The sequence below is a fragment of the Enterococcus sp. AZ020 genome, assembly GCF_050499205.1.
Lineage (GTDB): Bacteria > Bacillota > Bacilli > Lactobacillales > Enterococcaceae > Enterococcus_L > Enterococcus_L dunnyi.
This window is the reverse complement of sequence record NZ_JBIPAT010000001.1, coordinates 3,668,136-3,680,414: the sequence shown is the minus strand read 5'-3', so window position 1 is coordinate 3,680,414 and position 12,279 is coordinate 3,668,136. Positions and strand designations below refer to the sequence as shown.

Genomic DNA, 12,279 nt, shown 5'->3' with positions numbered 1-12,279 from the left:
TTGGGATAAATCGAATTTGTTTCAGCCTTTTTTTGAGCGATTAGGAGGATTTTAGATGGATATGCAGACAATAGATGTGATCAAAGCGTTTGTTCGATCAAAATTGAAAGAGGATCAAAGTGGTCATGGCATGGACCATATAGAGCGTGTCGTCCGAAATGCACAAAAAATCATACAAACACAAGCGTGTGATGAATTTGTCGTAGTAGCTGCAGCATATCTTCATGATGTTGCTGATGAAAAGCTTGTTGAGGATCAGGAAAAAGCATATCAAGAGATTAAAGAAGTTTTACAAGTGAATGGTGTTCCTGTTGAGAAGATCGAGCATATCCTTTATATCATTAAAAACCTTTCATTCAGCCAGGAACTTGAAGGAAAGAAAATGGAATTAAGCGTAGAAGGACAAATCGTTCAAGATGCTGATCGGCTGGATGCAATGGGAGCGATCGGGATCATCCGAACCATTTATTATGGTGGGCACAAAGGAAATAAAATTTATGACCCTGCTATTAAGCCAAGATTATTGCAAAATAAATCAGAGTACAGGGAAGAAAGTACAGTAATCAATCATTTTTATGAGAAAATTCTACTATTGAACGATCGTTTAAATACGCCCTATGCTAAAAAAATAGGAAAGCAGCGACAAGAATTTTTGGAAAACTTTCTTAAAGAATTTCTTGAAGAATGGGAGTAAGGAGTTATTAGAGGTAGATAAAAAAGGAGCTACTCATCCAGCAATGAGTAGCTCTTTTTTTGTCTATTTTAAATACTTGATTCACTACGATTATATGAATTTAGTGACTTTAATGGTGTTTGTGTTTTGGTTTTTATGTGCTCGATCGGAATCGTCTTAAGTAATCTCAAACCATTTAAAATTACCAAAATCGTGCTTCCTTCATGGCCGATCACTCCTAAAGGAAGGCTGATGATTTGGAAAAAATTTGAAAGAACTAAAAGACAAATGACAAAGGCTGAAAATAATATATTTTGCATGACGATTCGTTTTAATTTTTTTGAAAGCAAATGACTCATCTGTAGTTTTTCTAAATCATTTTGCATCAAAACGACATCTGCGACATCCATTGCAATATCCGTTCCGCCGCCCATTGCAACACCGATCGCTGCATTAGCTAAAGCGGGAGCATCGTTGATGCCATCCCCAACCATTGCATTAACACCGTAACGTTCTTTTTGTTGTTTGATAAGAATTGTCTTATCTTCTGGTAAACAGTTTGCATGAATTTCATCGATTTCTAGTTCATTTGCAACTGCAGCAGCAGTTCTTTCTTGATCTCCAGTGATCATCGTCGTATGAACACCGACTTGTTTAAAATAAGTAATGATCGATTTTGCTTCTGGTTTTGGAACATCTAACAATCCAAGGTAGGCAACGATCGTTTCTCCTTCAAAGAGATAGATGACTGTTTTACCATCTGCTTGTAGTTGTTCAATTTGCTCTAAAATGTCTGATGTGATTGAAGAAGTATCCGCAAAAGAAATTTTCCCTAATCGCCAGACTGTAGAATTGATTGTAGTTTCCATTCCGAAACCTACAACGTTTTTGACATCAAGTTGTTCATAATGAGTGGTGCTTTCTTCATCGAAACGGTCGATCACTGCTTGTGCAAGCGGATGAGTAGAGTGACGCTCCATTGCGACTAAAATATCGATTGCTTTTTGTTTGTCACTCAGAAATATAGCATCTGTTACAATAGGTTTCCCTTTTGTCAGAGTTCCAGTTTTATCAAAAGCAACTGCTTTTAATGCTGCTAAGTTCTCTAAATAGACACCGCCCTTGAATAGGACGCCATTTCTAGCACCATTTGAGATGGCAGCCAAAGTGGCAGGTGTTGCCGAAGCGACCAATGCACAAGGGGAAGCGACAACGAGTAATACCATTCCACGATAAAAGCTTTCGTTCCAAGACCAGCCCAAAAAGAAATAAGGAATCAAAATCATTAGAGGAATAGTGATCAATACAATTTTTACATAAGTGTTTTCTAATTTTTCAATAAAGCTTGCTGTTTGAGAAGGGGTATTTTGTGCTTCATCGACCAATCGAATGATTTTGGCAAATAGAGTATCTTCACTATTTTTTGTAACCGTCATTGTGAAAGCTTCACCAAGGTTGATTGTTCCTCCAAATAATAAATCTGAGGCACTTTTTTCAACAGGGACAGATTCTCCTGTGATCGCCGCTTCGTCAATGGTCGATGTTCCGGCAGCTAATTGACCATCGATCGGAATACTTGAACCTTTTGGAACGAGTAATGTATCTCCGATTTCTAATGTATCGACAGATACTTCTGTTGTTTTTCCATTCTCAAATAGTAAAGCAGTCTCTGGCTGTAAATTCATCAAGCTGGCAATTTCTTTTTTACTTTTGTTTGTCGTGTATTCTTCAAGGGCGCCGCTCAGACAAAAGATAAACGTCAACATTGCTCCTTCAAACCAATTTCCAATGATACAAGCACCAATAGTAGCTAGGGTCATCAATAAATCTACATTCAAATGTTTGTCTTCAAAAGTGCTGATCAAGCCCTCTTTTGTTTGTTTAAATCCACCGAAAACAATAGCTAAAATAAAAATGATCGGATAAAAAGTAGCACCTGATTTTTCTAACATAAAACCTGCAATCATAAAAATAAGACATAAAATAGTAGATAGAATTGCTTTTTTTTCTTTTGAAAGTTTCATTTTCATCACTCCTCAATAAGAGCATAACATAAACTGATTCTAATTGATAATGAAATATCCTAAATGAGAATGATAGTGATTATCATTTAGGTGAAACCTATTTTTATTAGGGTTTTACCTTATTTTTTAAATATATTAATTCTAATTAAGAGTGATAATCATTATCATTTTAAGTAACAAAAAATAGGACTAAGAAATAACTCTAAGAGTTACAACTTAGTCCCTTTAAAAGCAAACAGATATTGGAAGCAAAAGTAGCTATTATGCTGTGCTTCAATTACGTTAGCTAGCTGTACAGTATGAACAATCAAGAAAATAGCCAATAGCTAATTAGTAGAACACCTAAAATAATTCGGTACCAACCAAAAACGGTAAAGTCATTACGTTTCAAGTAGTTCAATAAGAACTTGATCACGATGATCGAAACGACAAAAGCAACGATAGAACCTGTTAATAAAACAACAGTCTCATTAAAACTGAATGAGTTGCCTTTTGCAATAAATTTAATGATTTTCAAGAAACTAGCACCAAACATGACAGGAATTCCCATGAAAAATGAAAACTCGGTTGCAACGAATCGCGAAGCGCCAATTAGAATCGCACCTAAGATAGTTGCACCTGAGCGTGAAGTTCCAGGAATTAATGATAAAACTTGGAAAAAACCAACGATTGCGGCAGCTTTGTATGTGAAACTGTTCAGATCGCTGCATTTTGGTTCGCGTGTTTTGTTTCTTTTCTCGATAATGATGAAAGCAACACCATAAATGATCAACATAAGAGAAACAGTAAAGAAATTGTGAAATTTCGCTTCCAGCCAATCATCTAGCAAAATACCAATGATTCCAGCTGGTACAGTAGCCACAAGGACTTTTGTCCATAAGAGCCAAGTATCTCGCTTTTCATTCTCATCTTTTTGAGGAGAGAAGGGGTTTAACTTATGAAAATAAAGAACGACAACGGCCATGATCGCTCCTAGTTGGATCACGACATTGAACATTTCCATAAAATCAGCGCTAAGATTCATCTTAATAAATTCATCAACTAGGATCAGGTGACCGGTACTACTGATCGGCAGCCACTCGGTAACTCCTTCAATAATCCCTAAAATAATTGCTTTCCATAAATTTGATAAAAGCATAGGTTCAATCCTTTCAATGTAAAAATAATAAAATCACTAATATTATACCTTTTTGAATGAAAAAAACCAACTAACAATTATGTGACGTTAGAAAAAATTAGAATCAGCGATTGGTGGTTGTATTTACTTTAAGAATTTTCTATACTATTACTATTCATAAAATTGGAGGAAAATAAATAATGTTTGGATTTTTAAAAAAGAAAGAACCATCACAAGTAAATGAAACACTATATGCAGTAGCAACAGGGAAAGTAATTCCTATCACTGAAGTAAACGATCCGGTATTTTCACAAAAAATGATGGGTGATGGCTTTGCAGTTCTTCCGGAAACTGGGGAAATTTATGCACCGATCGAAGGGAAAATTTTGAGCGTATTTCAGACAAAACATGCAGTTGGGATGAAAATGGCTAATGGACTGGAAGTTTTACTGCATATGGGGATCGATACAGTAGAATTAAATGGTGCACCGTTTTCTATCAAGGTGACGGAAGGAACAAAGGTTGTACCAGGAACATTGATTGCGACGGTTGATCTAGAAAAAATCATTTCAGCTGGTAAAGCAACCGATATGGTGGTCGTTATTACCAATATGGATGCTGTGAAAAAATTTGATCTAACAAAGACAGGACAGGTCACTGCTGGAGAGATAGTAGGTAGTGCAAAGGCATAAAGAGTGAAATATTATTTCATCAAGTAGAACAGACAATTCACTGTTGTTTGTTCTATTTTTTTATGTACTCTTTGAAAAAAAATTCCGTTTTATAAACAAAATAAATATTTAACTTGAAATTTTATTTCAAAAGAATTATAATGAAAGCGTGTTAGAGAGGAGCAGATGGATATGTATGGGATATCAGTTTTTCTTGGTGAAGACCTAACAAAAGAGACGCAAACTTATATACAAGAAATGAGCTGCATTGGAGTAAAAGGAATATTTACTTCTTTGCATATTCCTGAAGACAATAGTGAATTGTACGCACAACGACTAAGAGTATTAGGTGAGATTGCTTCTAAAAATGGAATGAAGCTAATGGTCGATATCTCTGGTGAAGCCTTAAACCGCGCTGGTTTTTCTTTTGAACGTTTGGAAGAAATTATTGCCATCGGTGTGACTGGATTACGTATGGATTATGCGATTTCTAATCAAAAAATCGCTCAAGTATCACATGTTATGGATGTCGGCTTAAATGCCAGCACGATTACATCAAAAGATGTTGCTGAGCTCAAACGATATGAAGCCGATTTTTCAAATTTTGAAGCGTGGCATAATTATTATCCGAGACCAGAGACTGGCTTAGGCAGTTCTTTTTTCTCTGAAAAAAATGAATGGTTGAAGGCATCAGGCTTTAAAGTCTTTGCTTTTGCACCAGGGGATGCTCAATTACGTGGTCCTTTGTTCATGGGGTTGCCAACTTTAGAAAAACATCGTCATGAACATCCTTTAGCGACTATGATCGAATTGAAAGAGCGATTCGCAGTTGACGGTGTCTATATTGGCGATCCAATGATTTCTAAACGTACGATGCGGCAATTGGAGCTATATTTGAGCCAAGGTGAACTGGTTTTGGAAGTTATTGATATGGGCAGCCGCTACTATTCATCGATTTTAGGAGAGCATGTGAATCGCCAAGATGACGCGAGAGAAGTCATTCGCAGTGCAGATGCTCGCTTTAAGAAAATAGACACGATCGTACCAGAAGCATCGATTGTACGATCATTGGGCAGTGTGACCATCGATAATTCAGAATACGGCCGCTATATGGGTGAAATTCAATTGACAAAAAAAACATTGCCTGCAGATAAAAAAGTCAATGTGGTGGCACGAGTAGTCACTGAAGATCAAGCGCTAATAAAAAGGATCGCCGCAGGTCGTAAATTTAAATTGATAGATAAGGGGACATTATAAGATGAATTTAGAAAAACTGACAACAGAACGCAGAAATCAAGAAACAATGAATTTAGATGAAATGACTGTAGAAGAAGCGTTGATAAAAATGAATCAAGAAGATCAAAAGGTAGCTATTGCAGTTAGTGAAGCACTTCCGCAAATCGAACCAGCTGTTCACGTGATTATTGATGCTTTCAAAAAAGATGGACGTTTGATATATATGGGGGCAGGCACAAGCGGCCGCTTAGGTGTATTGGATGCGGCAGAGTGTGTGCCGACATTTGGTGTAGATCCTGAAATGGTGCAAGGTTTGATCGCTGGTGGGCAAAAGGCGATGACGATTGCTGTGGAAGGTGCAGAAGATTCTAAGGAATTTGGACAGGAAGATTTAATCGAGATTCAACTAACTGATAAAGATGTCGTTGTTGGAATTGCAGCTAGCGGCCGTACTCCTTATGTAATTGGAGGATTGGAGTATGCGGCTTCTATTGGTGCAAAAACAGTTTCGGTTTCTTGCAACAAACATGCTGAAATCAGCCGTTATGCTGACTTTCCTATTGAAGTTGATGCAGGGCCTGAATTTTTAACAGGTTCCACACGTCTAAAATCTGGAACAGCACAAAAATTGATTTTAAATATGTTATCGACGGTTTCAATGATCGGAATTGGTAAAGTGTATAACAACTTAATGGTGGATGTGAAACCAACAAATGAAAAATTAGTGGAACGTGCTAAGCGTATCATTATGGAAGCGACAACTTGCGACTATCAAACAGCCGCTGACTATTTCATCAAAGCGGATGAAAATGTCAAACTGGCTATCGTGATGTTATTGACAAACTCCTCAAAAGAAGAGGCTGAAACAAAATTGATTCAGGGCAATCATTTTATCAAAAATACAATTTAAGGGAAAACTAAGGGGGAAATGACTGTGTCAGAAGAGAAAGTAAAACGTTTGGCAAGGGAAATTTATGAAGAAGTTGGCGGACAGGAAAATGTGTTGAAATTGCGTCATTGTATGACAAGAGTTCGAATGGATATACGGGATTATGATAAAGTAAAGCTTGACGAGTTGAAGAAGATCGATGGTGTAATGGGCGTTGTAGAAGACGATACCTTACAAGTCGTGATCGGACCAGGGACGGTAAATAAAGTTGCTCAAGAAATGGTGGACATGGCAGGTGTTAAGCTTGGTGAGCCATTTCCAAATAAGCTGTCAGGCAAACAATTAGTAGAAGAAAAAGCGGCTGAAGTAAAGGCTGCCCAAAAAGAGAAAAATAAAAGCACTTCAGGCTTTAAAAAAGTATTGAAATCGATCTCTAATATTTTTGTTCCGCTGATTCCTGCATTTGTTGGTGCCGGAATCATTGGAGGAATAGCCGCTGTTATGTCTAATTTACTGGTTGCAGGAACGATCGGTGACTCTTGGCAGCAGTATATTGATGTATTGAATATCATCAAAAACGGGATTTTTGCTTATTTAGCTTTATATACAGGGATCAACAGTGCGAGCGAATTTGGAGCAACACCAGCGCTTGGTGGAGTAATTGGTGCTGTAACGATGTTAACTGGGATGAATCCAGAGGCGCCGCTGCCAAATATTTTAAACGGTGGTACGTTATCTGCTGGACAAGGTGGTATTATTGGGGTTATTTTTGCAGTTTGGTTACTTTCATTAGTAGAAAAGCAATTGCATAAAATCATTCCTGATTCTATCGATATTATTGTCACACCAACGGTTTCTTTATTGGTCATTGGATTGATAACGATTTTCTTGATCATGCCGATCGCAGGCTTGATTTCCAATAGCTTAGTAGGTGTGATCAATGTAGTCTTGGAAAAAGGCGGGATTTTAGCAGGATTTACCCTAGGAGCGACATTCTTGCCGATGGTTATGTTTGGATTACATCAAATCTTGACCCCGATCCATATTGAAATGATCAATCAAACAGGAATGACATTACTATTACCGATATTAGCTATGGCAGGAGCAGGTCAAGTAGGAGCAGCTTTAGCCTTATGGATTCGTTGCAAAAAAGATGCACAGTTAGTTGAGATGATTAAAGGAGCATTACCTGTTGGGATTTTAGGAATCGGTGAACCGTTGATTTATGGGGTTACTTTACCTTTAGGTCGTCCGTTTATCACAGCCTGTGTTGGCGGAGGAATCGGTGGTGCGGTAATCGGAGCTTTCGGCAATGTTGGGGCAATTGCGATCGGTCCAAGTGGTGCAGCTTTGATCCCGCTGATCGCTAATAACCAATGGCTTGCTTATGTGTTAGGATTATTGGCTGCATATGCTGGCGGCTTTGTTGCAACATTCTTCTTTGGTATTCCAAAGGATCTTCAAGAAAATAAATAAAACAGTCGATTAGATCGTTCGATTGTATAGAAATCAGCTGTTTTTATTAGATAGCATCTATTGCTAACTATAATAAAACAGTTGATTTTTTGTTTGGAAAATTTGCTCATCAGGCTTGCTTTTTTAGATTCTTATGCAACATAGGCAAGTCTTTTCTGTTATACTATTCCTTGTAGAAATGTATTATCAAGTGCATCTTGAAAAAAGTTTGAGTAGGAAGAAGGGTATGAATATCATGCAGCAAAACATTATTTTAACGATTCAGGATCATTTGAAAACACTCCCAGGATCTGAACAAAAAGTTGCTGAATATATTTTAACTAACACAAATGAAGTAATTACTTTAAGTGCACAAGAGTTGGCGAAAAAATCTGGGTCAAGTCCGGCAGCGATCATTCGTTTTTGCCGTTCGATCGAAGTCAACGGCTTTACCGATTTAAAGCTACAGTTATCAGCTAACCTTGGCGCGGTCGATACACAGATGTATACAGAGGTCGAAAATGGAGAAACGACAGCTGCGATAAAAGAGAAGCTGCAGCATCGATTGGTTCATGTTCTAGAACGAACGAATGAACATTTAGAAGTTGAAGCAATCGATCGGGCAGTTAGTGAAGTAGAAGAATCAGAGATCGTCTTTGTCTATGGATTAGGTGCTTCATCGCTTGTAGCACAAGATATTTATCAAAAATTTACCCGACTAGGTTTAAGTGTTTTCTTTACGATGGATCTTCATTTGTTCGCCTCTGCTTTAGGAACGAATCAATTGAAAGGCTTATTTATTGGTATTTCAAATTCTGGAACAAATCCTGAAACCAATGCATTGGCAGAATTAGCGATTGAAAAAGGACTGCCAGTCGTTGCTTTGACAGCAGATAGAGAATCTGATTTAGCTCAAAAAAGTAAAATTTTATTATTGACGCCCAAAGGGGAGGAAGCGCCTTTAAGAAGTGCTGCTACAGTTTCTTTGACTGCACAGCTTTATGTCGTAGATGTGCTGTTCTTTGCTTATGGAGCAAAAAATTATGATAAAACACTAGAAAAAATCCAGCACTCTAGGGGAGCCGTTGAGATTTTAAAAAGGTACAAAGTTTGATTAGTAAAAGGTTTGGCGGAAGAGTTATGTTCCGCCAAACCTTTTTAGTTGTTCGATGATTGTTTTTGGCCATCTTCGATATAATGGATGTCATTGACTGTATCGATCGTAAATCGACCATTTTCATAAATCAATTTAGTTACACTGCCATTTTCCAGACCGATCTGCATTGGCAAGCTTGAATCGATTAAAGACAGCAAGAATGAAATCGTCAAGCCGTGAGAAACGATCATAACATTTCCACCGCCATCTTTTTCTCTTCTATGGGCAATATCTTCAAATCCGCTCCAAACACGTTCTTTGATTTTATCATAGGGTTCTGCCCAATCGGCTGTATCTGCTGCGATGATTGCCTCCGCTAAGTCTTTGTAGCTGATCCGATTGGTCATCATGTCTTCATAATTTTTAAAAGCTAATATTCGTGGAACGACCCCCCATAATTCACCATCATAGCCGCCATCTAGAGAACCAAAACACCATTCCCGAATACGGCTGTCTGTAGCATAAGGAATTGCGGCTCCTTTTGAATGCTCTTGTAAAATAATACGGGCAGTCTGCATTGCACGGCCGCTGTCACTAGAATAGGCTTCTTTAAAAGGGATGTCTTTTAATCCGATACCTAAAGCGTGGATGACTTTTTCACCTTCTTTTGTCAAAGGTGTGTCCGACCATCCTTGTGTCCGACCAATCGTATTGAACATAGTTTTCCCGTGGCGGATAATGTATAGCACCGTTGGTTTGTTCATGGTACGTCCTCCTAGTAGATTATTTTAATTGAAAAAAGGATTGGTTTTCTTCTCATGCTCGATCGTTGTCGCATCGCCATGTCCTGGGTAAGCTGGGAATTCATCAGGCAAAGTAAAAAGATAGGTTCTAATGCTGTGAAGCAGCTGTTCCATATCGCCTGTATGCAAATCAGTTCGGCCGATACTTCCTTTGAATAAAGCATCTCCGGTTACGACAAAATCATCAAATATCAAACTAACACTTCCAATGGAATGACCAGGGGTTGGCACAACAGAAAATTTGATTCCCCCAAGTTCATAGTCAGTCATTTCAAATTCCATTTCCGCAGGTTGAACCACGATATCTGCAATATCATCATGTCTACCTAATCCAGATAGATTTAAAACAGGGTTCGATAACCATTCTTGTTCAAGCGGGCTTACATATACGGGGATATGATAATGATGGCGCAACTCCTCAACAGCTCCGATATGATCATAATGTGTATGTGTAAGTAAAATAGCGATCGGTTTTTTCTCTGTTTTTTTGATCAAGGAAATGATTCGTTCTGCTTCTGCACCTGGATCGATGATCAAAAGATTTTCTTCATTATAGATCAAATAGCAATTTTCCTGAATGACACCTGTCAGGATACGTTCGATAGTTAACATAGTTTGTAGCCTCCTAATTCACAATTTCTCTCATTTAAGTATAACGCAATTTCATAAAGAATCAAAAGTCGGAAGTATTTTTTTGAAGGATTTTATATTTTGACATGTGGCATAGTATAGGATTGAAGAAAATATTTATTTAGATATAAAGAATGGTATAAAGCGAAAATATTCGATTAATGCTACTTTTATTTTTTGTCCACCGAAATAAAGTTCGTGTTTTGTTAGTTATCAACTTAATTCGTATTTTTTTATAAAAAAATATGGAATAAAGACGAATAATAATATATAATGTGTTGGTATTGTTATGGAAGGGGTAGCTGATTTGTTTAAATTTGTTGTAAAAGGAACGGCGTTCACTAGTCGTGACCAAAAAAATGTAGAGGTTTTACAAGATTCGTTATTTTGTATTTCAGAAGATGGGCTGATTGCAAAGATCATTCAGCCAGATGATGCAGGCTACAAAGAGACGATCCAAGAATATTCAGCAAAAGGACGATTGCAGGAGTTGGCATCGGATCAATATATTTTACCAGGCTTCGTCGATCTCCATATTCATGCGCCTCAATGGGCACAAGCAGGAACAGCATTAGATCTTCCTTTGTATGAATGGCTGAATACTTATACGTTTCCGCTAGAGGCGAAGTTTTCTGATCAGGCATTTGCGGACCGAGTGTATTCAGATTTAGTCTCACAATTATTGAAAAATGGTACGACGACAGCTTTATATTTTGCTACGGTTCATCAAAAAGCAAGTCTTCGTTTAGCAGAAATCTGCAGTGAAAAAGGGCAAAGAGGTCTAGTTGGAAAGGTTGTCATGGATGATCCTGAACAAAATCCTGACTACTATCGCGACGATGATGCTAAAGTGGCGATTGCCGAGACAGAAGCGTTTATTCAGGAAGTGTTGGAACTTAACAAGCATACGCCGCAAGGAGTCTATCCAGTTGTTACGCCAAGGTTCATTCCTAGTTGTACAGATAAGTCCTTAGAAGGATTAGGTGCTTTAGCTGCAAAATATGATGTCCATATTCAATCCCACTGCAGTGAAAGTGATTGGGCTCATGACTATGTTAAGGAACGCTTTGGTAAAAATGATGCAGTTGCACTAAACGAATTTGGTTTACTTAGTGAAAAAGCGGTTATGGCTCATTGCGGCTTTCTTTCTGATGAAGACATGCAGTTATTTGCTGAAAAAGGGACAGCAGTTGCTCATTGCCCTATCTCTAATGCTTACTTTGGTAACGCGGTGACACCAGTTGCCAAATTGCTCAATGAGTATCAGGTAAAGGTAGGGTTAGGGAGTGACATATCTGGCGGTTTCTCTCCAAGCTTATTTGACAATATCAAACAGGCAGTTATTTCTTCTCGAATGTTAGAAGATGGAGTAGATAAAGATTGCTGTAGTGATAAACGTGGCGTGAAAGGCTCTAGTTTAACGTTAAATGAGGCGTTCTATTTAGCTACTGCAGGTGGCGGTGAATCATTGAGTCTTCCGATTGGCAAGTTGGCCGTTGATTATGCTTGGGATGTTCAATTTGTTACAACGAAAGGGCTGCCGATTTTTTCTGAAACAGAACCTTTATTGGATGTATTCCAAAAGATTATATATTTGTCTCGTCCTGAATGTATTCAAGAAGTGTGGGTCCAAGCTAGAAAAGTTTACGACAAAACAGTTGAACAACGAAAGGAAGAAAAATAAG

11 protein-coding genes are annotated in these 12,279 nt (G+C 37.9%); 7 read left to right on the top strand and 4 right to left on the bottom strand.

Annotation, left to right across the window (positions count from 1 at the left end; genetic code table 11):
• Window positions 1-55 precede the first annotated feature (55 nt).
• The gene (locus IGI58_RS17570; RefSeq protein ID WP_429952408.1) at window positions 56-694 is read left to right on the top strand and encodes an HD domain-containing protein; all 639 of its coding nucleotides are present in this window, start codon (window positions 56-58) and stop codon (window positions 692-694) included.
• A gap of 68 nt (window positions 695-762) precedes the next feature.
• On the opposite strand, the gene IGI58_RS17565 is transcribed toward IGI58_RS17570, so the two are convergent.
• Together IGI58_RS17565 and IGI58_RS17560 are read right to left on the bottom strand one after the other, a co-directional pair.
• Window positions 763-2,697, bottom strand: a complete 1,935-nt coding sequence (locus tag IGI58_RS17565; protein ID WP_429952409.1) for a heavy metal translocating P-type ATPase — start codon at window positions 2,695-2,697, stop codon at window positions 763-765.
• A gap of 307 nt (window positions 2,698-3,004) precedes the next feature.
• Complete coding sequence (locus IGI58_RS17560) at window positions 3,005-3,835, bottom strand: undecaprenyl-diphosphate phosphatase (protein WP_225533849.1); 831 nt, start codon at window positions 3,833-3,835, stop codon at window positions 3,005-3,007.
• A 179-nt stretch (window positions 3,836-4,014) separates the two neighbouring features.
• Between IGI58_RS17560 and IGI58_RS17555 the strand changes: the two genes are divergently transcribed.
• From IGI58_RS17555 to IGI58_RS17535, 5 genes are all read left to right on the top strand, one after another.
• On the top strand, window positions 4,015-4,506 hold the full coding sequence (locus IGI58_RS17555; RefSeq protein ID WP_429952410.1) for a PTS sugar transporter subunit IIA: 492 nt from the start codon (window positions 4,015-4,017) through the stop codon (window positions 4,504-4,506).
• Window positions 4,507-4,677: 171 nt separating this feature from the next.
• Window positions 4,678-5,742, top strand: coding sequence for a DUF871 domain-containing protein (locus IGI58_RS17550; protein ID WP_429952411.1), 1,065 nt, complete (start codon window positions 4,678-4,680; stop codon window positions 5,740-5,742).
• Between the two features lies 1 nt (window position 5,743).
• Window positions 5,744-6,631 (top strand): N-acetylmuramic acid 6-phosphate etherase, encoded by an 888-nt coding sequence (gene murQ, locus IGI58_RS17545; RefSeq protein ID WP_429952412.1) that lies wholly within the window; start codon window positions 5,744-5,746, stop codon window positions 6,629-6,631.
• A gap of 24 nt (window positions 6,632-6,655) precedes the next feature.
• Window positions 6,656-8,086, top strand: coding sequence for a PTS transporter subunit EIIC (locus tag IGI58_RS17540; RefSeq protein WP_429952413.1), 1,431 nt, complete (start codon window positions 6,656-6,658; stop codon window positions 8,084-8,086).
• A 235-nt stretch (window positions 8,087-8,321) separates the two neighbouring features.
• Window positions 8,322-9,179 (top strand): MurR/RpiR family transcriptional regulator, encoded by an 858-nt coding sequence (locus IGI58_RS17535; RefSeq protein ID WP_087640434.1) that lies wholly within the window; start codon window positions 8,322-8,324, stop codon window positions 9,177-9,179.
• A 44-nt stretch (window positions 9,180-9,223) separates the two neighbouring features.
• On the opposite strand, the gene IGI58_RS17530 is transcribed toward IGI58_RS17535, so the two are convergent.
• Together IGI58_RS17530 and IGI58_RS17525 are read right to left on the bottom strand one after the other, a co-directional pair.
• Entirely contained in the window at window positions 9,224-9,925 is a 702-nt protein-coding gene (locus tag IGI58_RS17530) for a histidine phosphatase family protein (RefSeq protein ID WP_087640234.1), read from the bottom strand.
• 24 nt (window positions 9,926-9,949) lie between these two features.
• Complete coding sequence (locus IGI58_RS17525) at window positions 9,950-10,576, bottom strand: MBL fold metallo-hydrolase (RefSeq protein WP_225533854.1); 627 nt, start codon at window positions 10,574-10,576, stop codon at window positions 9,950-9,952.
• A 325-nt stretch (window positions 10,577-10,901) separates the two neighbouring features.
• On the opposite strand from IGI58_RS17525, the gene guaD reads away from it, so the two are divergent.
• Window positions 10,902-12,278 carry a guanine deaminase gene (guaD, locus tag IGI58_RS17520; protein WP_429952414.1) on the top strand — a complete coding sequence of 459 codons (1,377 nt, stop codon included), beginning with the start codon at window positions 10,902-10,904 and terminating at the stop codon, window positions 12,276-12,278.
• The last annotated feature ends 1 nt before the right edge of the window (window position 12,279 follow it).

Coding starts and splice junctions, on each gene's coding strand:
- IGI58_RS17570 (WP_429952408.1), top strand. CDS start 56: ATGGATATGCAGACAATAGATGTGATCAAAGCGTTTGTTCGATCAAAA.
- IGI58_RS17565 (WP_429952409.1), bottom strand. CDS start 2,697: ATGAAACTTTCAAAAGAAAAAAAAGCAATTCTATCTACTATTTTATGT.
- IGI58_RS17560 (WP_225533849.1), bottom strand. CDS start 3,835: ATGCTTTTATCAAATTTATGGAAAGCAATTATTTTAGGGATTATTGAA.
- IGI58_RS17555 (WP_429952410.1), top strand. CDS start 4,015: ATGTTTGGATTTTTAAAAAAGAAAGAACCATCACAAGTAAATGAAACA.
- IGI58_RS17550 (WP_429952411.1), top strand. CDS start 4,678: ATGTATGGGATATCAGTTTTTCTTGGTGAAGACCTAACAAAAGAGACG.
- murQ (WP_429952412.1), top strand. CDS start 5,744: ATGAATTTAGAAAAACTGACAACAGAACGCAGAAATCAAGAAACAATG.
- IGI58_RS17535 (WP_087640434.1), top strand. CDS start 8,322: ATGCAGCAAAACATTATTTTAACGATTCAGGATCATTTGAAAACACTC.
- IGI58_RS17530 (WP_087640234.1), bottom strand. CDS start 9,925: ATGAACAAACCAACGGTGCTATACATTATCCGCCACGGGAAAACTATG.
- IGI58_RS17525 (WP_225533854.1), bottom strand. CDS start 10,576: ATGTTAACTATCGAACGTATCCTGACAGGTGTCATTCAGGAAAATTGC.